We start from the raw sequence: 25,753 nt of genomic DNA, 5'->3' as shown, positions 1-25,753 counted from the left end.
AGGCGGTTGTGGATTATGGAGCATTCAGCAGCGGCTGAAGCCCGCATTCATTTTGCAGCTTTTTCGGTACGACTAAAGTTCGTGCCCTGTTACAAAACTCAGACCTATTCCCCGCGTGGAAAGATGGCAGAGCTAGTTTGATATTCAGAAATAGGAAAAGGGAAGAGCGTTGACCCCAACTGCGAAGTTATTTGTGTTGACATGCCTGGTTATTGGAACCGCTGTGGCATCGGCGCAAGCCACTGTAGCTGAAGACAATTCACCGGTAGCCGAGGTTCGCAATGAACGCAGCTGGGAGTATGCGCCTTTTGTGAATTATGGCAACGGCATCGGCGGCGACCGCTCAAATTACCGCTTCTTTTTTCTGGGTGTTGAGGCGGGAAAAGTGTTGACGCCACCAGTGCACGCGGGGATTCTGAGCGGCCAGTTCCAATATGCCGTAAATATTATCCCCTTCTGGCAGGCGTATACACCTGCGCCCCACGTAGAGACTTTCGTCTTTCAGGGTGTGACGTACCAGCAACAAGTAGGCGGTGGAACCTATACCGGCGCCAGCATCACCCCGGTGATCTTCCGCTGGAATTTTCTTACGCATTCGAAACGGGTGCAGCCGTGGTTTCAGGCTGCCGGCGGGCTCGTCTACACCACTCACAAGTTTCCACCGGATGTATTAGTGCCGCATGGTGTGCCCGGCGGCACATCGGTATGGAATTTTTCGCCGCAGGGTGGAATTGGAGTCCACTACTTCACGCGTCCCAGGCGATCCATCGATCTGGGCGTGAATGCGGTTCACATCTCATCGGCGTCGCTCGGCGATCGCAATCCGGGCGTGAATGCCAGCATCCAGGTGCAGGTGGGATACACATTCTGGAAGTAGAAGGGCAGCGGGGCGCATACCAGATCCCGGATGCGCGCGCAGGTTGAAAGACAGAGATGAAAGAGGCAGTTGTTGAGTGCGTTCCGAACTTCTCTGAAGGCAGGGACGCCCGGCGTGTGGAAGCCATTGTCGCTGCGATGCGGGTGGAAGGGGTGCGCCTGCTGGACTGGTCAAAGGACGCGGACCACAACCGCTCGGTCGTCACCATTGCCGGCGCACCTGCCGCGGTGCTGGAGTCCGCGGTTCGCGGGGTGGGAAAGGCTGTCGAACTGATCGATCTCACCAGCCAGGAGGGCTCGCATCCGCGCATCGGGGCAGCGGATGTAATTCCGTTTGTTCCACTCTCCGGCATCAAGCTGGAGCAGTGCGTGATGCTCGCGCGGCAGGCAGGTCTTGAGATATGGCGGCGCTTCGGACTTCCGGTGTACTTCTACGAATCTGCAGCATCGCGTCCTGATCGCGCCAATCTCGACGATGTACGCCGCGGGCAATTTGAAGGGCTGCGCGACGCGGTGCGCAAAGAGGCTGCACGGCGACCCGATCTTGGCGGACCAGGATTGCACCCAACGGCCGGGGCATGCGCTGTGGGAGCACGCAAATTTCTGGTGGCATACAACGTGTACTTCGATTCCGCCGATGTAGCGGTGGTGAGGGCAATCGCGCGGGAAGTGCGGACTGCTTTCGGCGGCCTGCACGGGGTCAAGGCTCTTGGCGTACTGGCACACGGACGCGCTCAACTCACCCTGAACATCACCGATTTTGAGGCGACGCCGGTGTCTCAGGTTTACAGCACGGTCTCAAGACTGGCGTTAAAGCACAAGACGGCACCGGTTGAGGGCGAGGTCGTCGGACTGATACCCGAAGCTGCCTGCGAGCGGGAAAGCGAATGGATGCGTCAGTTGAATGAGTTCGACGACGAAACCAAGATCCTGGAGCGGCGGCTTGAATCGCCGCTATCCTGGCCTGGCGAAGGTAACGGTACCGACACCAAACTGGTCAACGTCTAAAAACTGTACAGAGGTAAAATGGGGATGCGGGTGGTGTCTATTTTCCTGCTCCCGCAGCGTAGAAGACGGCGAGCTTTGTGGCTTCCCGGAGGATAAGAGTGCTCAAGTTTTTTGCCAGGATTTCGGTTCCCGCGTTCCTTGCGGCCATGACTGTTGCAGCACCGGCGGCGCAGCTTTCCGGCGATGCCCGCGCGGCAATTCCGCACGAAGTACAGCAGCTTGTCGTGATTGACTATCGCGCGATGCAGAACTCCAACACTGCCATGGAACTGCGCGACCGCGTCATGCCTCCGGATCTGAAACAGTTTGACGAGGCCATCCGCAAGTCTGGTCTGAACGACAATCACGACGTGGACGAACTGGCGTTTGCGCTGTTTCGTACCGGTACGTCCAATGACAGCCTCGAGACTGTGGGCATTGCGCAAGGGCAGTTCGACGTGCAGGGCATCATGGCGAATTTTCGCAAGCAGAAGGTCCAGCCCAAGCTCGTGCGCACCAACCGCGTCTTTCCGCTGGCGCACACCGGCATGGTTTTGTGCTTCTTCGATCCCTCAACCATGGTGTTCGGAAGCATGGAGGCGGTGAGGGCCGCGCTCGATGTGCGCGACGGATATGCTGCGGGAATGCTGACCAACGGGCCGATGATGGAAGCGATGCAGTCGGTCGATTCGGAGCCATTGTGGAGCGTGTTGGACAAAGCCGGCACCGAGATCATGATGAAGGCGGTGCTGGGAGAAGCGGGATCAGTAGCGGATTATGAATCGGTGCGGAAGCGGCTGGATTCGTCGTGGTACGGCATGAATTTTCAGCACGGTGTGAAGTTCGACCTGACCATCTCAACGGGCGATTCATTTGCCGCGGCCACGGTTTCATCGCTGCTCTCTGCAGCGATCGTCTACAAGAAAATGAGCGGCGACGAAACGGAAAAAGCGGCGCTGGCGGCGACGGACATCAGCTCGAGCGCCGGGCAGCTCAGCATCCACTTTGCCACTTCGGACAACGACTTCAACAGCTTGTTGAAGTCCTCGTTGTTTCAGAGCATGGTGCACTGATTCTCACGATTCGGCTGGGAAAAGCAGTTTTGGAAACGGGGGCTTCGGCTCCTGTTTTGCTTTGACTTTGTCAGCTGGCTTTGCGTGAGGTTTCAGGCTCGTCCTCAAGGTAGGCACCGCAGACCCAATTACGCCCCGCGTGCTTTGCCGCATAGAGAGCCTTATCGGCGAGTTGCATCAGAGTTGAGGGACGCTGGCCAGGGGATGGAACGATGGTCGAGCAGCCGACCGAGATCGTGACGCAGCCGAGCGGATTGGTGTTATGGGGAAGTTTTCGGTGCCGCACTTGCGAGCCGATTTGCTCCGCGACCTCGATTGCGCCGGCGGCAGGGGTATTGGGAAGGATGACGGCAAACTCCTCGCCCCCGATGCGCGCCACGAGGTCGCCAGGCCGGAATACAACGTCCTGCGCAGCTTCTGCAATTTGCTTGAGACAGACGTCACCGCGCGGATGCCCGTACGTGTCGTTGTAAGACTTGAACCAGTCGACATCCAGCAAAAGGAGCGACAGAGGCAGCTTCTCACGCAGGCAACGCCGCCATTCGCTTGAGAGGCACTGGTCGTATCGACGTCGGTTGGCGAGATGTGTAAGGGCGTCTGTAAGGGACAGCGCCTCGAGAGCGGCATTGGCAGTCTTCAACTCCAGTTCTGCTTTCTTGCGGCGTGCGATATCGCGCACGACGTTGAGAATCCCTATCGAAGCGCCGGTCGTGGGATCGCGCACCGGGCGAAGATTCGCTTCGACCCAGACGAAGTCCCCGCGTTTGTTTCTCGCGCGGCACTCCAGCAAACCGCCGTTGCCCCCCGATCGCAGATCGCGAAGCATTCTCTCAGCCCTGCCGCGATCATCGGGATGCACCAGAGAGAGACTGGTCGTCCCCATTAATTCATCGCGCCGCCATCCACCCCACGTAGCAGCGGACGCTGATACGTAACTCCGATTTCCATCAAAGTCGGCCAGGATGATCACATCCCTTGAATTCTCGGTGACAAGATTGTGAAGCGACACGATCTCGCGGAGGCGATGCTCCGTAGAGCGCAGCGCATCCAGCACCGATGCGGCGGCGAGGACGAGAAACATTCCCGACGCAATATAGAGCTGCAGCAGGATTGTCGGCCCAACTGAAAATGCCGAGCCCATCTGCGCGAAGGGTCCGAGCCCGTGGATGGTGAACCAACTTCCCACTGCATTCACATACAGGGTGCTGATCGAAGCCCAGCCAAGGCCAAATCGAAAAAGAATCAGTGCCACGGTGGGATAGATGAGAATGATAACCGGCACACGCACCTGGCAGAACGAGACAAGAGTGATCGGGATCAAGGCGGCGGGCAAGCACCAGTAGCTCTTCCAGCGTCCCGGCTGCTTCAGGTGCGATGAGAAAAGAGAAACACATGCAGGAGCGACGACAGCGGTTCCGAGTCCGTCTGTCGTGATCCACGAGAGCAGGGGATACCAGGGCGACCCTCTCATCCAAAGCCAATATGCTGTCGCGAACACGATGGCGGCCGCAGTCGGAGCCGCCAAAACCGCGCATGCTGTAAACCGGAAGAGATAGCGCTGATCGGTGAAGCGTGGCAATTGTGTTGAGCGTTTGCGGAGCAGGAAAGCGGACAACGCAACTTCGGCCACATTGAGGACGCTGAGCGCGATGCATTTCGGCCAACCGTCGGGATTTACGGCAAGCCCGCCCAAGAGTATTGCCGCAAAGCCCGCGGTGAAGTAGTGCTTCCACAGCCACCTTGGTGCGAGAAGGAGGTAAGAAAGCAAAAGGCCGTTGGCTACCCAGACAAGGTTTCCGCTATCATCCAGACCGACGGCGACGGTTGCCGCGAAGATCGCTCCGAAGCATCCACTCAGGCGCAGGGCAAGACCATGTCGACGCAAGAAACGCCGAGCATTCGTATGAGTGCGAAGCTTGAGGTGCCGACTCAAATTGATCCCCACTGGACTTATCGGCCTTAGTCGAACGGGAATGAATGAGCTTGAGGAGAGCCTGCGATGACAAGTGATTCGTTAGTGTCGCGGATTTAAAGCTGGATGAAATTCTGCTTTCCCGTCGGGCAGCAAAACAATCTGAATGCTGCCTTCCTGCTCTTCGTAGAGGGTCGGTCCTTTCACGAGTACCTGGCGGCCGTGGGCAGCCGTGTACTGCACGGTGATGGGTGCGCTGTCGCGGGTTTGAATTCGATGATGGACTACGGCGTCCGCCGCCAGCGTATCCACTCCAAAACTTGCGGTGGGGTAATCAACTTCAAGTAGTGTGATGGTGCCGCCGGTGCGATTTTCGACGGTGGCTTCGATGTGATAGGAGTGGCATCCGGCTGCGACGATCAGTAGTGCCGACGCCGATAGTGCCGTGCCGACTTTTTTCCGGAACCGCGCAATACTCTTCATCCCTTTTCCTCGCCAGGGCTCGAAGTGCTGTCTGCGGGAGTTGTTGCCGCGACGCGCTTTTCCAGCCGGTCCAGGCGTTTCAGCAATTCGGGGAGGCGCTGAAAGACCGCTACGGCACGCAGCCAGATGCGATTGTCGAATCCCGGCGATCCGGAGATCATTTTGCCCGGCGGCACATCGTGGCTCACTGCCGACTGCGCGGTCAGAATGACGCCGTCGCCCACGCTGCAGTGCCCGGCGATACCGGTCTGCCCGGCCAGAATGACGTTGTTGCCGATGATGGACGATCCGGCGAGACCAGTCTGCGCGCAGACGAGTGTATCGTTGCCGATGCGCGAGCCGTGGCCGACCTGCACGAGGTTGTCGATCTTGCTGCCATTGCCGATCTCTGTTGCGCCGACGGTCGCGCGATCGACGCAGGCATTGGCCTGGATGTCGACGCGATCGCCGATGCGCACCGGACCAGACTGCGGAGTCTTTTCCCACTGGCCGTGATCGTTTTTCGAAAAGCCAAAGCCGTCGGCACCGACGATCGCGCCGTTTTCCAGCGTGACGTTGTCGCCTAGTTCGCAGTTTTCGCGTACGACGGCATGCGCGTGGGCGAAGAATCGGCTTCCTGCTTTCACACCAGGATAAAGCACCACATGGGGCAGCAGAGTCGCATGTGATCCAAGTTTCACGTTTGGACCGATGACGACGTAGGCCCCGATATGCGCTCCATCGCCGATCTGCGCGGTCGGGTCGATGACGGCGGTGGCGTGAATGCCGGGCGGATAGGATGGTGGCTGGTAAAAGAGGGCCAGAGCACGGGAAAACGCGTGGTAGGGATTTTTGATGCGGAGGGTCGCCGCAGTTATCTCAGGAAACTCCGGGTCGACCAGAACGGCTGCGGCGCTCGTTTTGCGCGCGAGCCCGGCGTATTTTGGATTGGCAACGAAGGTGATTTCGGAGGCTCCGGCATCCTCAATCCCTTTTACGCCAGTAATTTCCAGTTCCGCGTCGCCGCGCAGTTCCGCGCCCAGCCGACTTGCAAGCTCGCCAAGTTTCATCGTGGAGATTGTAACGGAGTTGGCTGATTGTTCTGCGCGGCTACTCGGATTCGGGTTCAGCAGGGAACAGCTCGGGCTGGCCTTCGGCATCGCCGGTCTCTGGCTTGCGCTTTCGGCCGGTCGCGCCGATCAGGCCCACAACCTCGAGGGTCTGGATTGCCTGGCGGGGGACATAAATGCGCTGGGTGTTCGAACGCGTGTCGGGGGGCGTTAGCAGGAGACCGGCGCCTGAGACCAGTGAACGGTCGTTGGCGGTGATGCCCTCCAGCTCGTCCCCGTCGTTCAGGGTCATGCGCAGCCATAGCCCCGCCGCCCGGGGTCTGACAGTGAACTTTTTCTGCAGCAGGCGTTCTGGATTGGTTAAGTCAGAACTTGAGGAAAAATCACGCACATAGCAGACCCACTTCACCGCGTCCCAGGCAACGGTAAGCACCTTGCCCGAGAGGTCGAGGACCTCCAGAGCCGGAGCGTCCTGCGCAAAAACGGCACCTGCATAGCCGGCATACCACTCGCGGGAGAACTTGCGCACAATCACCGGCTTACGAGCGGAGCCCATGGCATGGATTGTCGCATGCAAGCGCGCATCCGCGCTCTCAAAAGTCGCAGAAATGGTGCTGTTCCTGCTGGCCAATCGAAGAAGATTGTGATAAGGTACTGGTTTGCAACCTCTGCCATGGCCTGCCATAAGCATAACGTCATCAGAGACTTGCCTTTGGTTTTGCGTGTGGAAGCAGGAACGGAATGCCCGACTACATTTACCTTCTTGAGAACCGGCTTTCAGCCGATCAGCAGAATGCTCTGCGGCAGTTACGCGAAGTGTGCCGGGAAGCCGGAAACCTCCTTTTTTTGACCGGCGACGCAGTCCGCGATCTGACCAGCGGCCACGCGGTTCGTGACATTGAAGTCGCAGTCCAGGGCAACGCGCTCAAGCTGAAAAAGGCGATCGAAAAGCTCGGCGGCAAGACCTGGGGTGAAGACGACGCATCGCACTCGCTGTACCTCTGTTTTCCCGGAACAGTCAGGGTAGACGTGGTGAGCACCCATCGCCGCGAGTATCCCAAGCCGGGAAAGCCCGCCTACCACTTTGCTTCGATTCAGGACGACCTGCGCCGACGCGATTTTACGGTCAACGCCATGGCGATTTCTCTGAACGAGGGCTCGTTCGGGCTTCTGATGGACCCCTTGAACGGAGCCGCCGACATCGAGGCGCGCACCCTTCGTCTGGTTTCAAATTACGGATTTCTGGAAGAGCCGGCGCTGTTGATCCGCGCCACGCGCTACATTGCCCGCCTCGGGTGGGACCTCGATCCTCGCACGCTGCAGCGCTATGAGAATGCGAAGGCTGAGAACGTAATCGAGGCCCTTTCGACGCACGACCACAGCCAGGAACTCGAGCAGATCGGACATGAGGATGAAGCACTGAAGGTGCTGCGCGCGCTCGAAGCCGAAGGCTGGATGAAGATCCTGTGCGCCACGTGGACCGCGGCCAAGGCGGATGAAGAAAAGCTGACGGCGTTGCACGATCTGCGCATCCAGCTGCAGATGCAGGGCGTACACCCCGATATGTCGGCGGGGCAGATGCAGTTGCTGACGGCGAAGATGGCACCGAAGGATGTTTCTGGGCTGAAGAAGCAGTTGCTGCGGCCGGGATTTGTGGAGGAATGGAACAGCCTGGACGCGCTCGCCAGCGGCTTTGCCAAGGTGCTGCTGAACAAGTCCAATGCCACGCCTTCGGCGAGCTACAAACTTTTCACCACCTACGATCCCGAGGCGGTGCTCTGGCTGGGCTTCACCAGCAAGGAGAATGCCGTCAAGGCAAAGTACGAACTCTTCCTGAAGACATGGCCTGAAGCGCGGCAGCGGATTCCCTATGCGCAAATGCAGGAGATGCGGATTACGCCGGATCTGGCGACGTACAAAGATATTCTTCACCAGATTTTCCTGCAGTTGATCGATGGCGGGTTGAACACGCCGGAGGAGATCAAGGCTTTTCTGGAACCGCATTCTCCGCCCGCTCCGCCACCGCAGATCACGATCAAGCGCACGCGCGCGAAGCGCAACGTGGAGAAGGTCAAGGAAAAGGCTTTCGACGAAGACGACGAGTCTGAAGACGGAGCCGAAGAGGATGACCTCGACGATATTGGCGGCGGCGATGAAGAAGAGATCGATCTCGGCCTGCCGATGATCAAGGGCGATGCGCTCGACGAAGAACTGGGTGAGGAGGACGAAGCGGAATCGGACGAAGGCGACGCGGGCGACGACGAAGATGAAGAACCTGTGCGCAAAGGACGCGGCAAGCAGGCCCCGAACGCGAAGCCCGACAAAGCAGCACACAAGGCTGAGGATGCGAAGGGCAAAGCGGGCGGTCAAAAAGCTGCGCCTGTGGCAAAGTCTGCAGCGACGGCTAAGCCCGCACCTGCACTGAAAGTGAAGCCCGAGCCTCCTAAGGCGGAGAAGGCCAAGATAGCCACGCCTCCACCGGCAGCGAAAAAGCCGGTTCCAGTGCCAGCCAAGCCTGCGACTGTCGCGAGGCCGGCACATGCGGCCAAGCCCGCAGCAAAGGCTCCTCAAAAAGCGCCCGTCAAGGCAGCCCAGGTAAAGGCGCATGCCAAGCCCGCGCACAAAGCGGTTCCCGCAAAGAAGGCTGCTCCAGTCGCCAAGGCAAAGCCGCATGCAGCCACCAAGCCCGCTAAAGCGATTGCGAAGAAGCCGGCGCCCAAGGCCGGTAAGAAGCGCTGATCAGAAATGGTGCGGGCAGGCAACGGCGCTTGCCCGCGCGGCAAGCTGCTATTCTCGATGCACAATCTCGACATCGGGAGAACCCGGATGGCACGACTGCTTCCCCGCATCTCATTTCTCTGTCTGCTCTGCATGCTGCTCACGTCGGCTGCTCCCACGTTTGCGAAGCGCATCGCCCCCGCTAGTTCTTCGGTGGAAAGCAGCGGTGCGGGTTATCGCTTCGATCGCGGCGGATGGAAGTATGTGCATCTTGAAGGGACACCGGAAGAGATTGGGTTTCAGCATGGGCAGTTGCTCGCTGCGGAGATCGCCGACCTGGTGAATGTGTTGAAGGTCGAGTCGAAGCATGACACGAAGCGGGATTGGAGTTTCTATCGCGACGCAAGCCGCAAGATGCTCTGGCCGCATGTCGGCAGCGAATATCAGCAGGAGCTGACAGGCATCGCAAAAGGCGCGCAATCGAAGGGCGTGAAGCTCGACGTGTGGGACATCGTCGCGCTGAATGGCGGCATCGAGCTGCCAGAATATTACGTTCCGTGGCTGAACAAGAACGAGCACGCGATGAATGCACCGGTGATTCGCCCGGAGGGGCACTGCTCCGCTTTCATTGCGACGGGCAGCTATACCAAAGGCGGCAAGATTGTTATCGCGCACAACAACTGGTCGAGCTATGCCGACGGTGAACGCTGGACCGTGATGTTCGACATCAAGCCCGCGCACGGCCACCGCATGGTGATGGATGGAGAACCAGGCGTCATCACCAGCCAGGACGACTTTGGCGTGAACGATGCGGGTCTCATCATCACCGAGACGACGATCACGCAGTTTATCGGATGGAATCCTGAGGGCGTGCCGGAGTTTGTGCGCTCGCGCAAAGCGATGCAATATGCGAGCTCGATTGATGAGTATGTGTCCATCATCAAAGAGGGCAACAACGGCGGCTATGCCAATGACTGGCTTGTTGGCGACCGCAATACGGGCGAGATTGCATACCTCGAGCTGGGGTTGAAGAATACTCCGCTGTGGCGCACAAAAGACGGCTACTTCATCAGTTCGAATTTCCCGCGAGATCCTGCATTGATCAAGCAGGAGACGGATGGTTTTGATTCGTCCAACAAGTCTTCGTCGATGAATGCACGGCATTTGACCTGGGAGCGGAAGATTGCAGCCAGCAAAGGCCAGATCGATGTGGATCTGGCGGAGCAGTTTCTTGCGAATCACGATGACAGTTATACCGGCAAGACGGGCGCGGATGCGCGCACGCTCTGTGGACACATTGACGTGGATCCTAAAGGTGTTCCTGAATGGGGCGATCCGCCGTACTATCCCGATGGGGCTGTCACGGGAAAGGTGACGGACTCAGATCTCGCGGCGAATCTCTCACTGATTGCGCGCGCGGGGCACCCGTGCGGTGAGGATTTCCAGGCCGCGCCATTCTTTGCCGCGCATCACGAGTTCGACTATCTGAAGCCGGTTCTCAAGGATATGAAAGCGGGCCCGTGGACTAAGTTTTCAGCGGGCGAGAAGTAGTCTTGCTACCATCTCAACTTACGGCTTGAGGATCGTGCGCCATCACCATTTCGAAGATGGATTGAACGACAAGGTCGGGCTGGTCGAGATGAACCCAATGACCGCTCTCCGCGGCGATCACCTGCTTCACATTGCTACCGATCCTGTTGATTTCTTCGTCGTCCAGGGGCGTTGATTGTCCCGGCGTCAGCACGAGCACGGGAATGCGTTCGATGGGATCGGCGTTGCACATTTCGACCACGGTTTCAGGGACGGCCTGGATATGGCGGCGCATTCCTTTGTAGAAGTCGGGCCTTGACCAATGCGCGGCGATGCGGGGCCGGATTTCGCCTGGCATCTTCGCCAATTCACCGGTTACGCGACCCAGCACATGTCGACCGCCGTCGCCGGCAGCGTTTGCCATGCGGCGTGCGAGGAATCCGGAACCGCAAAGAGCAGAGGTTACCGCAAGACGAGCCAGTCCGATGTGCGCAACCGGGACCGCATAGCGCAGCCATCGAATCGCACGATTGAGAGTGGCCTGCTGCCCGGCATTGATCGGCGGCCACTCGCAACAGCGCATCGGATCGACGAGCACAACTCCGGCAACCTGGTCGGGATAGAGAAGCGCGAAACGGCGCATCACCATGCCGCCAAAGGAATGGCCGACCAAAACGTACGGTGGGTAAATGTGCGCGCCTTCGAGCATCCGGTGAAGCTCGGATGCGACGTTCGCGGGCGTGCGCTCAGTGCGCGCTGGGCTGCTCCATCCAAGGCCGCAGCGATCGTATCCCACGGCACAACCGAATTGAGAAACTTCCTCCTGGATGGTGCACCAGTTGAGATGAGTGGCGGCGATTCCGGACTCGAAGACTACGGTGGTGCTTCCACTCCCTCTCTCGACTACAAACAGGCTTTGGCGATTTCCGATTTCGATCCATCTGCCGCGGCTTGCGTAACGCAGGCGATCGCGGCGCGTGGCGACGAATTGATAGGCGCAGCCGAGAATGAGGAGCGCCGCGAGAAGGCCGATTATCAAGAGAAGTATGTGCATAGCGACGCTAAAACTTCAGAAGGCTCTCCGCATTGAAATCTGTTGCCTTGAGATTCGCTTTCGCAGCACCCCGTTCGAGCAGGAACAACGTTGATCCATTTTGTCCCTTCAGCTTGCTTTCAATCTGGCTGGCGGACCAGACTCCGCTCACATGCCGCAGACCGATAAAGTCGATCTCCTCGATCGCGCCGGTTCCGTTCAACGTTTTCTCTTCGTGCACGGGGAATGCGATGGTGTGGTCAAGCCAGGTACGCACTTTGGAATAGCGGGTGCGATCTTCCGTGCCAGGGCTGCTCGTGAGCAGATCGCAATCGCGTGCGCCGTATTTTGCGTTTTCCATTGTCTGGTCGGGCCAGTAGAACTGTGGATCGAGCAGATCCTCGTAGCTGAAGGCTGGGCCGAAGAGTTCGCTTGTCCATCGGGCGAAGGGGAGACTTGCAAATTCCTTGTCGCCCTGATGCGCGATCTTCATCTGGACTTGTCCGTTTGCCCGCAGTTCCATCAGGACGCGCAAGCGCTGGGGCGGCGGGGAAGTGACGTCGAGCAGTACTCGCAGGACACCGGGAAACCAATGCGCCTTCACGGTAACGGAGAAGTTGGTACGGGCGCCTTTGGCGTCGACGCGCACGATGTGCCCGACAATGCGATAGTCGGCAGCTTCGATGCGCTGTCGGGATGCGGCCAATACCGGCCGCGCATCCGCGCCGTGCGCCAGAGTCGGCAGCAGGAGGGCAAGGACCGCAGCCCAGAGAATCTTCATGCTTCGATCCTGCCGTCGCGAATGCGAATGTGGCGCGGTGCCGATGCGGCGATTTCGTTCTCATGGGTTACAACGATCAGCGTCATGCCTCGATCCTGCTGGATCCCGGTAAGGATTTTCATGATGCGTGCGGAGTTCTCGGAATCGAGATTTCCCGTTGGCTCGTCGGCGAGGAGGATGCCGGGAGAATTGGCGAGAGCCCTGGCGATTGCCACGCGCTGGCGTTCGCCGGCTGAAAGCTCACTGGGCCGATGATCGAGCCGGTTCTCCATTCCGACTTCGCGCAGCAGGGTCTCCGCTCGTTCTACGTGGTGATCTGCTCCTTTCGCTGCCAGCATTGGCACCTGTACGTTCTCGATGGCACTCAACGTGGGGAGCAGATGGAATGCCTGAAAGATGAAACCGACATGACGCGACCGATAGTTATCGGTGTCGGACGCGGAGCCCAGGGGGGAATTCTGGAAGAGCACTTCGCCGGTTGTAGGGGAATCCAGCCCTCCGAGCAGGTGCAGAATCGTGGACTTGCCGCTTCCGCTAGGGCCGCTGATCGTGACAAACTCTCCGGCGGTGATGGAGAGGCCCACACCGCGCAGCGCTTCGATGCGTCCGCCATCGTAATGCTTGGTTACCGCGCGCAGTTCGAGCTGCGGACTACTCATAGCGAAGCGCCTCAACCGGAGACAATCGAGCGCCGCGCCACGCCGGGATAATGCCGGCAAGAAGCCCGGCGGCAATCGCGATGGCGAGAGCTTCAGCCAGGACGGGGAAGGGAAATGAAGCGGAAACGATGCTTGCGGTCTGCGGGAGGTGCGCGAGTATGCGCAGAGCCAGCCATCCGAATCCAATGCCCAAAAGTCCTCCTGCCATCCCAAGCGCAGCGGCTTCTAGTTGAATGAGGAGCAGAACACGCCGGCTGTTCCATCCAAGAGCGCGCAAGACTCCTATTTCGCGCGTGCGTTCGAAGACCGACATAGCCATGGTGTTTGCGATACCGAGAATGCCGATCAGCAATGCAATGGACGATGTGCCCCAGGCGGTGGCATGTGCCAGCAAGACGAGCTGATTGTTGCTGGCGCGCTCAGCGGCGGGAACGGCGCGAACTCCTGGCAGCGCCGACTCGATCAGACCTTGCGCTCGCGCCATGTAGTGTTCTGGGGATTCTCCGACAGGCGCGGGTTTGAGCCGGACATGGAACGCGGTGACCTTGCCTTCGAGGCTGCTGAGCTTCTGCATCTGATCGAGCGGCATGATGACTGCGCCCGCCTCGAGCGCTGAGCCGCCATGAAACACGCCGACTACGTTGAAATTGGCTCCCTGAATCTCGAGAGAGTCGCCTACATGCTTTTTCAGGCTGTCTGCGAGCAGGTCTCCGAGGAGGATCTCGGGCTGGCCGTCGTGGAAGCGCGTGCCCGCGGTTATCGATATCGCCGAGAACTCAAACGAATCGGCCTTCCACCCATAAGCGATGGCGTTCACGTCGGCTGTGAGACCCATGAAGTTGAATGTCATGGGTGCGGCCTCAGCAATGACGGGCAGCGTCTGCAACTTTGCTCCGACGGATTGGTCAATCGTAGTGTTGAGAAACGTTTCTGCAACGACCGCGATGTCGGTTCCGCTGTTGGCGTACATCTGACGCCACGCTTGTTCGAACGCGCGCGAGAAGCCTACAAGGCAGACAAACGCACCCATGGCCATGCCGATGCCGGCCAATGTCAACACGGTTCGCAGGCGCCTACGCCAAAGGTTCTTCCAGGCGAACCGGACAAAAGTCAGTTGAGTGGCCATGCTGGTTGAAGGATATCGGGGAATGAGTCGAGTCGGCACGGAATTCTGCTGTTTAGCGGCCGCTTCCGCAACGATGCGCGATCCGCGGTTCCGCCGAAGCGCAGATCCACGCGGTCAATGGATTGTTAAAGGTTTATAAAAACGGAAAAAGCGAACACAAGGACGGTCCTCAAGAAACAGCAACCGAGACCGTAGCCGGTCCTGCTGTTTGCATTGTGTCTCAACTTGCGTTGTCGGGCAACCAAGAGAGCCGGCTCCGACACCCCAATGGAGGCATCGGAGCCGGGATCTCTAATAGCGTCCCGAGCGGGCGCCGCTGCTGCTGCCTTTACGTGCCTGGTAGCAGTCCCGGCAAAACACCGGGCGATCGCCGCGTGGTTCAAATGGAACAGTGGTTGGCTGGCCACAGCCGGAGCAGATGACAGGTGTTCCATGGGATGGAGCCGGACGATACCCGGAGCCTCCCCCACCTTGTTCGCTCTTCTTTGCCTGACGGCAAGGCTTGCAGCGCTTGGGGGTCGAATAACCGCGTTCCTGAAAGAACGCCTGATCCGCAGCGGTGAACGTAAAATCTTGTCCACAATCACTGCACGTAAGTTGAATATCTCCGGCCATGGCTCTCCTCGTCGCGATTGTACATACGGGTTGGTAAATTTTATATAAGAATCTTGCTGAATGCCAAAAACTTACCGTTGCCATTTAAACGATTTAGCGGGTCGGCGTGCCCCTGCCGCTACAGGCATTCGCGGCTCAGTCGCAGGATCCTTGCCGGCAAATCCTTACTCTTTCTCCTGGAATTGCAGTTTATTGACCTTGCCTTCCTGAATCGTCAGTCTGGTTTTCGCCGAGCGTCTCCCACGGTTCAAAGCAGCGCGACAAACCGGCCAATCCAAAGTCCTGCCTGGCCCGTTCATAAGACAAAGGAACCGGTGCAAAGAATTTCATTTTCAGCGAGCCCCCTTTCCTTGTAACCTTTCGCGCATGCCCGCACGCCTAGAGTGCGTGCCCCAGATTGTGCGGCATTTGTGCTTCCCGGTAGGTGCCGCGTTGTGACAACCCGGCGGATTCCCCGCCTTAACCCCCCAGCGAGGTCTATCTCACATGAAGAATCAATTCAGTGCAATGCTGCTCACCGCTGCTCTCACCGGTCTGATGGGTGGAACCGTCGCGGCTCACGCGGCCACCACGAGCTCGAATACAAACAACCCGACAGTCAAGGCGGCCAAGGCCGGCTTGCGCTATGCCGGACAAGACAAGCCTGCCAAACACTCCTGTAAAGGCAAGAACGATTGCAAGGGTCAGGGCGGCTGCAAGTCCAGCGACAACGGCTGCAAAGCCAAGAACAGCTGCAAAGGCAAGGGCGGCTGCGCAACCGACGGCTCCAAGATGCCGAAGTTCGTCTAAACAGTTCTCCATCGCCGACGCGGCGGAGAGGCCGGAGCATCTCCGCCGCATCATCTCAAGCGATTCCTTGGTAGGCACTGGGCTTGCGCGAAACCCAACCTAGCGAAGGAGAACCAACATGAGTGTTTCTGAAAACAGCATTGAAATCCCAGTTGAAACGTGTTCCCCCGGACTTTCGAGGCGTTCTTTCTTTGAGCACGCAACTCTCGCGAGTACGGCGACCGCCTTGGGGCTCTTCGGACTTGCCGGTACCGTACGCGCATTTGCAGATCAACCAAATCCGGGCCATGATCACATCAAAGGCGCGACCGGTACCAGCGGCGACGTGGATATCCTTTCAGCTGCAGCTATTGCCGAGGCTCTCGCGGTTGCAACCTACACCGGCATCGTCCGCGATTCCGGGTGGTTTACCCGCATTCCCGATGACGACCAGGGTTACTTTCATGCGGCACGCGAGGAAGAGATGTCGCACTATCTGCTGGCCTCATCGGCAACTGGGAAAGATTCTCCATTTACCACCTTCTACTATCCGAAGGGCATGTTCTCAAACGCACAGGTCTCACTGAATACGTTGGTCAGTCTTGAAGATGCGTTCATTGCTGCCTATCTCGTGGGGGTGCGCTACTTCAGTACTGCCGATTTGCGCGTTACGGCTGCACGCATCATGGGAATTGAAAGCGATCATCGCACGCTGGCGCGCGCTGTTTCAGGCGATGTTGCCACGCAGGATGGCGGGCCGATTAAAAGAATCACAGGGCTCCAGGGAGTCCCGGAGAAGGTGGATCCACCGAACAATAACGGATACGAACGAACGCTGTGCCTGACCAATATCAGCCAGGCAGTAACAGCGCTGCTTCCATTTGTTGACAAGGCACACGCACATGCAGCGGGATTTGACATCGATCGTCCACGCACCTTTGAACCCTTCAACCCTCATTTGGCCACGCCGCTTGGTGACTTTTTCTCGTTCACCGGCTGCTGAAGAAGCTGTCATGAAAAATTGCGAGAAATCGAGGTCAGCGTTTGCGGTTCCAGCGTGGCGTTGCCCTCGAATCTCTTCACTTACACCGTTTCAATGTAGTAGGATTCGAGAATCCTCAAGGAACGTCAAATGAATTGAGGTCAGTCAATCTTCAAAGAAAGCTGAGACTTTTGTTCAGCTATTCCCCTTGACGAATATCTATGGCCGGCAATCGTTTCAATGCATTCCAGAACCACGGCGTCGGAATTGGTTTGCGCATTCCGCATTACCAGCACATTTTTTCGCGGAAGCCCGTGGTCGACTGGTTTGAAGTCATCTCGGAAAACTTCATGATCGATGGTGGCCGACCGCTGGCTATGCTCGATCAGATACTCGAGCGCTATCGGGTCGTGCAGCATGGCGTTTCGATGTACTTCGGATCGGTGACCGAACCCGATCCGGAACACCTCAAGCGGCTCAAGACGCTTGTGCGGCGTACCGGCACTCCGTGGCTCAGCGATCATCTTTGCTGGGGCTCAGTCGACGGCACCTATACGCATGACCTGCTGCCGCTGCCGTACACCTGGGAAGCCGTGGCGCGGACGGTCGAGCGCGTTCGCAAGGTGCAGGACTTCCTCGAGATTCCCGTCGCCGTTGAGAATGTCAGCTCCTACGCTGCTTTCACGGCTTCGCAGATGACGGAGTGGGAGTTCCTGAATGAAGTGGTGGAACGCGCGGACTGCGGCATTCTGCTCGACGTGAATAATATTTATGTCTCCTCGGTCAATCACGAATTCGATCCGATGGTGTATGTGAATGCCATACCGGCGCATCGCGTTGCGCAGATTCATATCGCGGGTCACTCGAAATACGAGAAATACATTCTGGACACGCACGACCATCCGGTCATCGATCCGGTATGGAAACTGTATGCACGCGCGATCGAACGCTGCGGCCCGATGCCGACGCTGCTGGAATGGGACGATCACATTCCAAGTTTCGACGAGGTGCACGCAGAGGCCCTGAAGGCGAATCGCTACCTGCAGAAATTTGCAAGGACGGGAAGCACGACTGCTGTCGCTGGACATGATCCAAAGGCATGGGAAACACATGTGGAGGCGGCTCAATGAATTCCCAAGCCATGAGCCTCGCCCAACTGCAGCGCGAAATGGCGCGCGCTGTCATGATGCCGCTGACCCCCGATGAAGAGATGCGTCGGGAATCGCCCGATGGCCGCTCGATGGACCAGGTGGCCGCATCCATCATTGCACCAAACAGCCGGCTCAGTTCCTTTGAGCGTCTCGAGATTTACAACCGGCAATACTGGTATCGTGTGCTGGGCGCACTGGCCGAGGATTTTCCGGCGTTGCGTTCGGTCATCGGCGCCCGTGCGTTCGAAGCGATGTCTGTGGCGTACCTCTCCGAGCATCCCAGCCGATCGTTTTCGCTGCGCAATCTCGGCTCGCATCTTTCGGAATGGCTCAAGAAGAATCCGCACTTTGCCGGCAGGCGCGCGCGCCTTGCGGAAGACGTGGCGCGGATTGAGTGGGCATTCGTGGAAGCTTTTGACGGCGCCGAACGCGATCCGCTTACCCTGGAACAAATCTCCACACTTGACGGCGACTCGCACCTCGCGCTGCAACCGCATCTACGGCTGGTCGCACTGGATTTTCCTGTCGACGAACTGGTGCTGAATCTTCACAAGAACGAGAAGCGCCAGACGAGCGAAGCGGGCGTTCGCCATGAGGACGATGAAGAGGCTCCGGCGAAGCTGCCGGCCCTGCGATACAAGGCGACCTGGCTGGCAGTCCACCGGGTAGATTTTTCGGTCTACTATCTGCGTATTCGACGCGAGGAATTCCTGACACTCGCCGCCATCCAAGCTGGAATTCCGCTTGCGCAAGCCATCGAGACGGGTGTTACCAGTTCACGCGTACCCAGCGGGAAGCGGCCACAACTGGTCGGGCAGTGGTTCAAGAGCTGGTCAGAACTTGGCTGGATGTGCGCACCCGATATTGAGGGGCTGCATTCCTGAGCATCAATGCTGCGAGAAATTTCTGGTAACTCATCGGCGGGCACAGATTGCCCTTAAAAGCAGAATGACGATGGCCCGGCAACGCACCTTCCTCACTGCGGAATGGAAGAACCTGTTGATGCTGAACTATGCCGTCGATCCGGCGCTGCTGCAGCCGCTCGTTCCGGCGGGTACCGAACTGGATCAATTTGAGGGCAAGACGTATGTCAGCCTCATCGGTTTCGAATTCAATAAGACACGCGTATTTGGCAGGGCAATTCCATTTCACCAGTCGTTCGAAGAAGTGAATCTACGATTTTATGTGCGGCGCTCCGGGAGGAGAGGCGTTGTCTTCATTGGCGAACTGGTTCCCAAGTTTGCGGTGACGGCGATCGCGAAGTTCGTGTATGGTGAGCGCTATTCGTGCGTGACGATGGCGCATCGGATCGACAAGAGCAACGGAATCACGACCGCGGCGTTCTCATGGGGATCGAGTTCAGATCGGTGCACGATCTCTGCCGAGACATTGGGCGATGGCTACCTGCCGCAGGAGGGTTCGCTTGGCCAGTTCATCACCGAGCACTACTGGGGATACGCGGCGCAAGGGACGGGCGGCACGCTGGAGTACCAGGTGGAACACCCGCAGTGGAATGTGAGCGACGCAAACCGGGCATGCTTCAGCGGGAATGCGGAGAAGTATTTTGGCGCCGAGTTCGCGAGGGTCTTGGGGAAGGCACCCGATTCCGCCTTCCTCACCGAGGGTTCGGGCGTGACCGTCTTCAAGGGAGTGCCAATTCGGTGATACGGGCGACTTCTGCCGTGTCGCCAAAGGCCCAGGTAAATGCAAGGGCTTCCAAGCCCTGAGCGATTGGAAAGGGAATGATGAGCGGCCTCGTAAACTCCGTAACCAAACTCTACAATGGCTTTGCCTCGGTTCTGAACCGGCTGCAAAGTCCGCTTCTGCTGGCGATTCGCCTCTATTGGGGCTACCAGTTCATGCAGGATGGATGGGGAAAACTGACGCATCTCGACAAGGTCACCGATTTCTTCACTAACCTGAATCTACCGGCGCCGCACATGACCGCGCTGGCGGTTGCGCTAATTGAACTCTGCGGCGGATTCCTCTTCACATTTGGGATTGCTTCGCGTCTTACTTCCTTGGTTCTCTTCGTCAATATGACGATGGCTTACTTGAGCGTCCCGGACGATCGCGTGAATTTCTCTCACATTTTCTCGAAACCCGAGGACTTCTACGGAGCTTCGCCCTACACATACTGGTTCGCAGCGCTTCTGATACTCATACTTGGCCCGGGCGTGTTTGCGGTGGACACGCTGCTGAAACGATGGATCGGCACACGGGGTGAGCCTGCGCACACGGTTTCGTGATCGCATCGCGCTATCATCTCTTGATTCATTGAGTCACGGACTCAGGAGACCATGCGCATCGCCTACATGCTTACTTCGCTCGGCTTCGGGGGCGCCGAACGACAGGTCGTCGCACTGGCAGAGCGCATGGCAGCGCGAGGACACCAGGTCCTGCTGATCGTGCTTCGGTGTCGTGCAGAGCATGTATGGCCGACCAATGTTGACGTGGTCTACCTCGACATGAGCAAGAGCCCTGCGGGCGTTGTGAGCGGACTGGTCCGAGGCAGGCGCGTTCTGTGCGACTTTCGACCGGATCTCGTGCATTGCCACACATTTCATGCCAACATGGCCGGGCGCCTGCTTTGTGTTGCGGGCGCATTCCCGAGGACTCTTTCTACAATTCACAACGTATATGAAGGCCCCTGGCATCGCACGCTCGCCTACGGGCTCACGGACCGCCTGGCGATCCACACCACGGCAGTCAGTCGCGCCGTCGCAACGCGCAGCATTGAATCGGGTGTCGTTGCGGGGAGCAAATGCTCTGTTCTCACCAACGGAATCGATGTTGCGCTCTTCGCGAAAGATGGTGGTCGCAGAGATGCGATGCGAACGGAACTCAATGCCGGCAGCAATTTCATCTGGCTTGCCGCAGGCCGTATCGCTGCCGCCAAAGACTATCCGAATCTGTTGGGAGCATTTGCGCGGGTACTTGCAGTAGTTTCTCAGACGCGCCTATGGGTGGCCGGGGAAGGGAGCGATCAGGAAGGAGAGCTTGTTCGCAACCTCGCGGCTCAGGAAGGGCTCACCGAGCATATTGATTGGCTCGGCTTGCGCGACGAGATGCCCGCTGTATTCGATGGCGCTGACGCATTTGTGCTGGGCTCCGCATGGGAGGGAATGCCGCTGGTCGTGGGTGAGGCGATGGCGATGGAGAAGCCCGTGGTAGCAACGGATGTGGGAGGCGTCCGCGAACTGGCCGGCGATGCCGGGATGATCGTTCCGCCAAACGACGCCGGCGCGCTTGCGGGAGCAATGCTTTACGTCATGCGCAAGTCGCAGGAAGAGCTCAGCGTCATGGGCGAGGCCGCGCGCGCGCGAATTCGCAAACATTTCGACATGAATGCGAAGGCCGCAGAATGGGAAGCGCTTTATTCGCGGCTGCTGGCGATGCCCGGTAGTCTCCCGATTGCTTAACCGATAAAAGCAAGAGGCCGGAGCAAAGAAGCTCCGGCCCTTTTGCTAATGCTTTGCAACTAGAACGCAAAGACGGCCTGGAAGAAAATACGTCTCGAGGTCGAGCCGCCGGGACCGGAGTAGGGTCCGTTTGCGAGGCTTGTCGAACGACCAAACTCGCTTGCTCCCAAAGTGCCAATCGGTGTTCCGTAATTGACGTTGTTGAACATGTTGAGTGCCTGGGCACTGAACGTCAGGTTGAATTTACGCCCTGTTCCGGCCGATCCCATCATGCCGCCTGGGCCGCCACCACCGCCGAGTCCGCCGGGGCCGAGTCCGCCGCCAGGACCGCCGCCGCGACCACCACCGCCGCCACCACCACCGCGGCCGCCGCCTGGTCCACCGCCGGGCCCGCCGCCTGCAACTCCGGCGGCCGCTTCCGTCTTTGGTCCAACGCCGATGGTTTTGCTGAGGCGCAGGTTGAAGGCAATACTTGGTGGTCCAGATCCAAGATTCATCGGCACGAGGGAATCTCCCTGGCCGGGATCTGCATTCAGACAACCGAATTGTGTCTGGAAGTATTGCTCGCTGCCTGCGGTGCACAGCGAGGCATCAGCGAAGGACGGCCGATTGTTGAGAAACTGATCGCCCGTCAGGTCGTTGCTTGAGACTACGTTGTAAGGACGTCCGGTGCGGGCAATCAGGAACGGGTTGAACCGGAGCGCCCATGGGCCGGTGTAATTGCCCATGAGGAAGATATTGCTCCGGGACACAAAGCTTGCGCGGCCGTAGTCCTGACTCAGGTTGTAGGAGTTCGAAGCCATTCCGCCGGCATTGTCAGTGTTGGCAAACGACAGGTTATAAAACCCGAAGAACCCCAGCTTCGGCGAAATGCGCGCATTCACATTGAGAATCATCTGATTCTCTTTGAAGATTGCTTCGGGATAGTATTCCTGGATGATTCCCAGGCTTGGATTCAAGCGTGGACCCGTGGTGCTGTTGTAGAACGTTGTTCCCGGCAACGGAGAGTAGGGATTGGCATCGCGTGTCACCATTTGATGCACGCCAAAGGAGCGAAGGTAAGTGCCGGTCATCGTCACGGTCTTGGTAACCTGCCGTTCGAGGCTGGCTCCCAACTGTTCGGTATAGGGCGAATGATAGGTGGGCGAGATCGCCACCAGGGTGCTGTCGGCCGTTGGCGTAAAGGGCGCCGCAGGCTGGCAGGCCGTGAAATCCAGGTTATTCAGGTCGGATCCGCTCAGGCAGGCTGGCGAATCCACCGAGGTTTGCACCTCTCCGGCGTTTACGCCTTGTCGCGTTGCCGCCAGGAGATCCCCAATGGACAAGCGATCATAGAAAATGCCGAAGCCGGCGCGGAGTACGGTCTTGGCAGGCTTCTTTCCCTTGGCGTCAAGTGCGTACGCGAAGGCCACGCGCGGCGCCCAATCGTTGTGGTCAGAGATATGGTTCTGCGTCTCCCACCGCAAACCGCCGGACAGCGTGAGGCGCGGATTGACCTTCCAGTCGTCCTGCAAGAACAGTGAGCCGTCGAACAAGTTCGAAGTGTAGGCGGTGCGGCCGGCGGTCACGCTCAAGTTAACGAAGTCGCCCGCAGGCAGTGTGGACAGGCTCTGGCCCTGAGCCAGCGCATTCAGCGCATCCACATAGCCCTTCTCTGTGAAGACCAAGGAGCCATTCCGGTTTGCAAATGAGGCATTGGCGTCGCGATTGTCGCGCAACCAGGCGCCAAACTTAATGGTCTGCGGTCCGGCGGTCATCGTGGTGTAATTCTGCAACTCGAGATGATCCTGATGATCATTGGACGACTGTTCCGAGGAGCCGCCGCCGGTGAAGTCGCCGGCAACGATGAGTGTTGGCAATTTGCTCACGGGAGAAATGGAATTGAGTTCGCGCCGGTATTCAAAACGAGTCTCGTTGACGATGTGGTCGTTGATGATCTGTGAATCGCTCAACTGGAGCGTATGTTCGGTTGATGTCGTTGTCATCGATTGCGACGGAAGCTGTGTAGACCCGATGTCGCCTGACTCGGAATCATAAAAAAACTGATAGCGCACCGTGAGGGTGTTCTTTTGTCCGAGCTGCAGATCGAGGCGCGGAGACACGTTGATGTGGTTGTGGGGATTCGCGAGCGCTCCCGATGCGCGGGTGCTGGAGATCGAATAGAGTCCAGACGTCGGATCCTGTACGGCAGGGAAGTAGTTGAAGATCGCTTCGTCATGGTTATCGCGCTGCTCCATGCTCATGAAGAACGAAGCAGTCTTGCTCAACGCGCCGCTGATGGTTCCGTTGTACTGGATCCGGTAGTACGAAGGAACATTGGGAATAAACGGGCTCCCGGTGTTGGTCGCGCTTTGATTGCCCATCAGAAACACCTGGCCGTGCAGCTTGTCGGTGCCGGGCTTGGTGAGGATCTCGATTCGGCCGTACCCCAGCTTGTCAAACTCCGCCGAGAACGGGTTTTGATTGATGCGGATTTCGCGAATCGCCGACTTGGGCGGCAGTTGGCCGCCCGTAAAGCCATCGATATAGATCTGGCCGCCGTTCGGTCCGGCCGAAGGTCCGGCGAGCGCAGTGAGCTCATTGGAAAGCTCATCGGGATCGTCGGAGAGCGCATCGAGGTCCTTGTCTTTCAAGACGAGAGAGCTGGCATTCGCACCAGCTTCCACGCTCACCGTCGGAGTTTCATCGCTGACAGTAATGCTTTGCTGCTCGACTTCAATCGCCATGGCGATATCGACGCGTTTGACTTGACCTGCTGTCACGGCGATGGCTTGCGACTTGAAAGCCGCGAATCCGGAATAGTCCGCACTCACGATGTAGCTTCCGGCTGCAAGACCTGTGATTTCGTAGGCTCCGCTTGCGTCAGCGGTGGCGGTGCCGACCGTCTTTCCACTGGTTGAGGTGACGGTCACTTTGGCGCCGGGGATCAATGCGCCAGTCTGGTCGGCGATGTGGCCGTGAATGGTTGCCGTCGCAGCGGGCGCCGATTGCGCGTGCGCAGTGAGGCTCGTCAACCCAAAAGCCAACGCAACTAAAAAATGAAGGAGATGAAAAAAGCAATGATGTCTTGAATACACGTATTCCTCACTCAATTCCTGCTGATTGCAAAACTGTCTATTGTGTTCCCGCTTCTTCGCCGCCGCCGGAGCCCATGCTCCAGTTGGCGAGCAGATCACGTGAAGCGTCGGGGCTCTCAAGCAACGGCTCTACTCCCGCCAGCAGCTTGATCGCGGTAACATCGTCCGTGCCCTCGGTAGACACGAGCATCACGGCTTCGCCCTTCTTCAAATCGCCGAGTTGCACGGCGGGTGCGCGATCAAGCGCCTGCGACATGCCACCACCGGTGCGGCGACCCTGTCCTGCTCCCATTCCACCGCCCTGTCCGTTCGAACCTTGCGGTCCACCAGCGCCGCTGCCCTGCGGACGAGCTGCGACTGAGGTGCCGCCGGCCGGCGCGGCTCCGCCCTTTAAACGGGCTGCAATCATCTTTGCCATCATGTCGGGCAGGCGGCGCATATCTGCATCCGGCGTGATATGCACCGTGACGTTTTTCTTCGTCGCCAGATCCTTCACCGTCAAAGTTGAAGCACTTGTATCGATCGCAGTCACCAATCCTGAAACATTTCTGAAACTGCCAGAAACCACTTGCGCGGCCGTGATATCCGTTCCGTCGGCGTTCTTCTGACCAAGCACCTGAAACTGGTCACCTGGATGGATCGCGTCCAACGGCGCGGGCTGCGCATCGGCGAAGCGAACCGAAGTTGATGCGTAGCGCTTGAGGACAGCGTCTTTGCGGATGTGAACCGTAACAGTCTTGGCGGTTGGTCCTGCGCCGGTTGTCAACAGAACGAGGCCCGAGGCCGGATCAACGCTCTTCACCAGGCCGCCCGTTCCATTGCGCTGCCATTCTTCCTGGTCCTTTTGCTGCCGTTGCGCGATGTCCGTCTTCTTCATCGCTACGATCTGAAGCGCCTGCGGAGTTGCGCTATTCGGGTCGAGTTTCACGAGCACGCGGTCGCCTGCGGCAAGCTCGGTCAACTGGATCGTCGCCGCAGCGCTCAAGTCCTTCTGCCCCGGCTCAAGCTGCTTGATTACCGCGGTTGCAGAGACTTCCACCTGCTTTGAGTCGCCGGCGTCGGTCTTCACGGTGATCGTGTTTCCGCTGATCGCAGTAACAGTACCCACGAACTTCGCCGGGGCCTGCGCATCGAGCTTGTTGCATGCGATTGCCAAAACGAACAGGAGAAACAACCGCCCCGTCGCGACCGCAAATCGATTCCAATTCCTGCTCTTCATTGATCTCTCCGCGCATCCACAGTCGAGTCGCTGCGCTGTAATCGTTATCTGTTTCTGTAGACGAGTCAGCGGCGCAAAAGGTTGAGAATTGGTGCGAAACTGTGAAGCCATTTTTGCGAAGGCAAGGACGAGCGCTATGTGGAACCAATCAAGGCACTTAATTGAAGCGGCTCTTAAGGAAAACTTAAGCTCCAGCTCGTCGTGAAGGGAGGTGTGGCGCGCAAATGTGCGGGAACGGATGCCGATGCGGAGCGACGTGGTTATGGATTTAGTTCAGGGGCGTAGATGAAAG

The 25,753-nt window shown here is 58.3% G+C and carries 23 protein-coding genes; 12 read left to right on the top strand and 11 right to left on the bottom strand.

Going from position 1 to position 25,753, the window contains the following annotated elements:
* Positions 1-169 precede the first annotated feature (169 nt).
* From VK574_RS08215 to VK574_RS08205, 3 genes are all read left to right on the top strand, one after another.
* Positions 170-877: an acyloxyacyl hydrolase gene (locus tag VK574_RS08215; protein WP_472799352.1), complete on the top strand. Its 708-nt coding sequence runs from the start codon at positions 170-172 to the stop codon at positions 875-877.
* A 56-nt stretch (positions 878-933) separates the two neighbouring features.
* Positions 934-1,884 (top strand): glutamate formimidoyltransferase, encoded by a 951-nt coding sequence (gene ftcD / locus VK574_RS08210; RefSeq protein WP_472799351.1) that lies wholly within the window; start codon positions 934-936, stop codon positions 1,882-1,884.
* A gap of 98 nt (positions 1,885-1,982) precedes the next feature.
* On the top strand, positions 1,983-2,936 hold the full coding sequence (locus VK574_RS08205; RefSeq protein ID WP_472799350.1) for a hypothetical protein: 954 nt from the start codon (positions 1,983-1,985) through the stop codon (positions 2,934-2,936).
* Between the two features lie 70 nt (positions 2,937-3,006).
* On the opposite strand, the gene VK574_RS08200 is transcribed toward VK574_RS08205, so the two are convergent.
* The 4 genes from VK574_RS08200 to VK574_RS08185 all read right to left on the bottom strand — a co-directional run bounded on the left by VK574_RS08200 (position 3,007) and on the right by VK574_RS08185 (position 6,957).
* Positions 3,007-4,821, bottom strand: a complete 1,815-nt coding sequence (locus tag VK574_RS08200; RefSeq protein WP_472799349.1) for a bifunctional diguanylate cyclase/phosphodiesterase — start codon at positions 4,819-4,821, stop codon at positions 3,007-3,009.
* Between the two features lie 129 nt (positions 4,822-4,950).
* Positions 4,951-5,331, bottom strand: coding sequence for a hypothetical protein (locus VK574_RS08195; RefSeq protein WP_472799348.1), 381 nt, complete (start codon positions 5,329-5,331; stop codon positions 4,951-4,953).
* On the bottom strand, positions 5,328-6,470 hold the full coding sequence (lpxD, locus tag VK574_RS08190) for a UDP-3-O-(3-hydroxymyristoyl)glucosamine N-acyltransferase (protein ID WP_472799347.1): 1,143 nt from the start codon (positions 6,468-6,470) through the stop codon (positions 5,328-5,330). Before lpxD ends, VK574_RS08195 begins: the two co-directional genes overlap by 4 nt.
* Positions 6,421-6,957: a DUF6982 domain-containing protein gene (locus VK574_RS08185; RefSeq protein WP_472799346.1), complete on the bottom strand. Its 537-nt coding sequence runs from the start codon at positions 6,955-6,957 to the stop codon at positions 6,421-6,423. The genes lpxD and VK574_RS08185 overlap by 50 nt, the downstream gene beginning before the upstream one ends.
* 164 nt (positions 6,958-7,121) lie before the next feature.
* Between VK574_RS08185 and VK574_RS08180 the strand changes: the two genes are divergently transcribed.
* The gene (locus tag VK574_RS08180; RefSeq protein WP_472799345.1) at positions 7,122-9,119 is read left to right on the top strand and encodes a tRNA nucleotidyltransferase/poly(A) polymerase family protein; all 1,998 of its coding nucleotides are present in this window, start codon (positions 7,122-7,124) and stop codon (positions 9,117-9,119) included.
* Positions 9,120-9,206: 87 nt separating this feature from the next.
* Complete coding sequence (locus VK574_RS08175) at positions 9,207-10,649, top strand: C45 family autoproteolytic acyltransferase/hydolase (protein ID WP_472799344.1); 1,443 nt, start codon at positions 9,207-9,209, stop codon at positions 10,647-10,649.
* A gap of 13 nt (positions 10,650-10,662) precedes the next feature.
* On the opposite strand, the gene VK574_RS08170 is transcribed toward VK574_RS08175, so the two are convergent.
* The 5 genes from VK574_RS08170 to VK574_RS08150 all read right to left on the bottom strand — a co-directional run bounded on the left by VK574_RS08170 (position 10,663) and on the right by VK574_RS08150 (position 14,842).
* Entirely contained in the window at positions 10,663-11,682 is a 1,020-nt protein-coding gene (locus VK574_RS08170) for an alpha/beta fold hydrolase (RefSeq protein WP_472799343.1), read from the bottom strand.
* Between the two features lie 7 nt (positions 11,683-11,689).
* On the bottom strand, positions 11,690-12,442 hold the full coding sequence (locus tag VK574_RS08165) for an outer membrane lipoprotein-sorting protein (RefSeq protein WP_472799342.1): 753 nt from the start codon (positions 12,440-12,442) through the stop codon (positions 11,690-11,692).
* Complete coding sequence (locus VK574_RS08160; protein ID WP_472799341.1) at positions 12,439-13,101, bottom strand: ABC transporter ATP-binding protein; 663 nt, start codon at positions 13,099-13,101, stop codon at positions 12,439-12,441. The genes VK574_RS08165 and VK574_RS08160 overlap by 4 nt, the downstream gene beginning before the upstream one ends.
* A complete protein-coding gene (locus VK574_RS08155) occupies positions 13,094-14,161 on the bottom strand; it encodes an ABC transporter permease (RefSeq protein ID WP_472799340.1) in 1,068 nt (355 codons plus the stop codon). Before VK574_RS08155 ends, VK574_RS08160 begins: the two co-directional genes overlap by 8 nt.
* A 357-nt stretch (positions 14,162-14,518) precedes the next feature.
* Positions 14,519-14,842: a zinc-ribbon domain containing protein gene (locus VK574_RS08150; protein WP_472799339.1), complete on the bottom strand. Its 324-nt coding sequence runs from the start codon at positions 14,840-14,842 to the stop codon at positions 14,519-14,521.
* Between the two features lie 486 nt (positions 14,843-15,328).
* Here VK574_RS08150 and VK574_RS08145 point away from each other — a divergent pair, with 486 nt between their 5' ends.
* From VK574_RS08145 to VK574_RS08115, 7 genes are all read left to right on the top strand, one after another.
* Positions 15,329-15,631, top strand: a complete 303-nt coding sequence (locus VK574_RS08145; RefSeq protein WP_472799338.1) for a hypothetical protein — start codon at positions 15,329-15,331, stop codon at positions 15,629-15,631.
* A 118-nt stretch (positions 15,632-15,749) separates the two neighbouring features.
* On the top strand, positions 15,750-16,613 hold the full coding sequence (locus VK574_RS08140; protein ID WP_472799337.1) for a ferritin-like domain-containing protein: 864 nt from the start codon (positions 15,750-15,752) through the stop codon (positions 16,611-16,613).
* A gap of 200 nt (positions 16,614-16,813) precedes the next feature.
* Positions 16,814-17,722, top strand: coding sequence for an MNIO family bufferin maturase (gene bufB / locus VK574_RS08135; RefSeq protein ID WP_472799336.1), 909 nt, complete (start codon positions 16,814-16,816; stop codon positions 17,720-17,722).
* Positions 17,719-18,627 carry an HvfC/BufC family peptide modification chaperone gene (locus tag VK574_RS08130; protein WP_472799335.1) on the top strand — a complete coding sequence of 303 codons (909 nt, stop codon included), beginning with the start codon at positions 17,719-17,721 and terminating at the stop codon, positions 18,625-18,627. Before bufB ends, VK574_RS08130 begins: the two co-directional genes overlap by 4 nt.
* Positions 18,628-18,697: 70 nt before the next feature.
* On the top strand, positions 18,698-19,408 hold the full coding sequence (locus tag VK574_RS08125; protein ID WP_472799334.1) for a YqjF family protein: 711 nt from the start codon (positions 18,698-18,700) through the stop codon (positions 19,406-19,408).
* A gap of 77 nt (positions 19,409-19,485) precedes the next feature.
* On the top strand, positions 19,486-19,992 hold the full coding sequence (locus VK574_RS08120; RefSeq protein WP_472799333.1) for a DoxX family protein: 507 nt from the start codon (positions 19,486-19,488) through the stop codon (positions 19,990-19,992).
* A 51-nt stretch (positions 19,993-20,043) separates the two neighbouring features.
* Positions 20,044-21,165, top strand: coding sequence for a glycosyltransferase (locus VK574_RS08115; protein ID WP_472799332.1), 1,122 nt, complete (start codon positions 20,044-20,046; stop codon positions 21,163-21,165).
* Between the two features lie 59 nt (positions 21,166-21,224).
* Here the strand turns inward: VK574_RS08115 and VK574_RS08110 are convergent, their stop codons facing one another.
* Positions 21,225-24,179, bottom strand: coding sequence for a TonB-dependent receptor (locus VK574_RS08110; RefSeq protein ID WP_472799331.1), 2,955 nt, complete (start codon positions 24,177-24,179; stop codon positions 21,225-21,227).
* Positions 24,180-24,279: 100 nt separating this feature from the next.
* Positions 24,280-25,461, bottom strand: a complete 1,182-nt coding sequence (locus VK574_RS08105; protein ID WP_472799330.1) for a DUF5666 domain-containing protein — start codon at positions 25,459-25,461, stop codon at positions 24,280-24,282.
* Between the last annotated feature and the right edge of the window lie 292 nt (positions 25,462-25,753).

Origin of the sequence: Occallatibacter sp., from assembly GCF_035317045.1 — a bacterium.
GTDB lineage: Bacteria > Acidobacteriota > Terriglobia > Terriglobales > Acidobacteriaceae > Telmatobacter.
The sequence above is the reverse complement of the archived record's forward strand: the minus strand, read 5'-3'. Positions and strand labels throughout refer to the sequence as shown.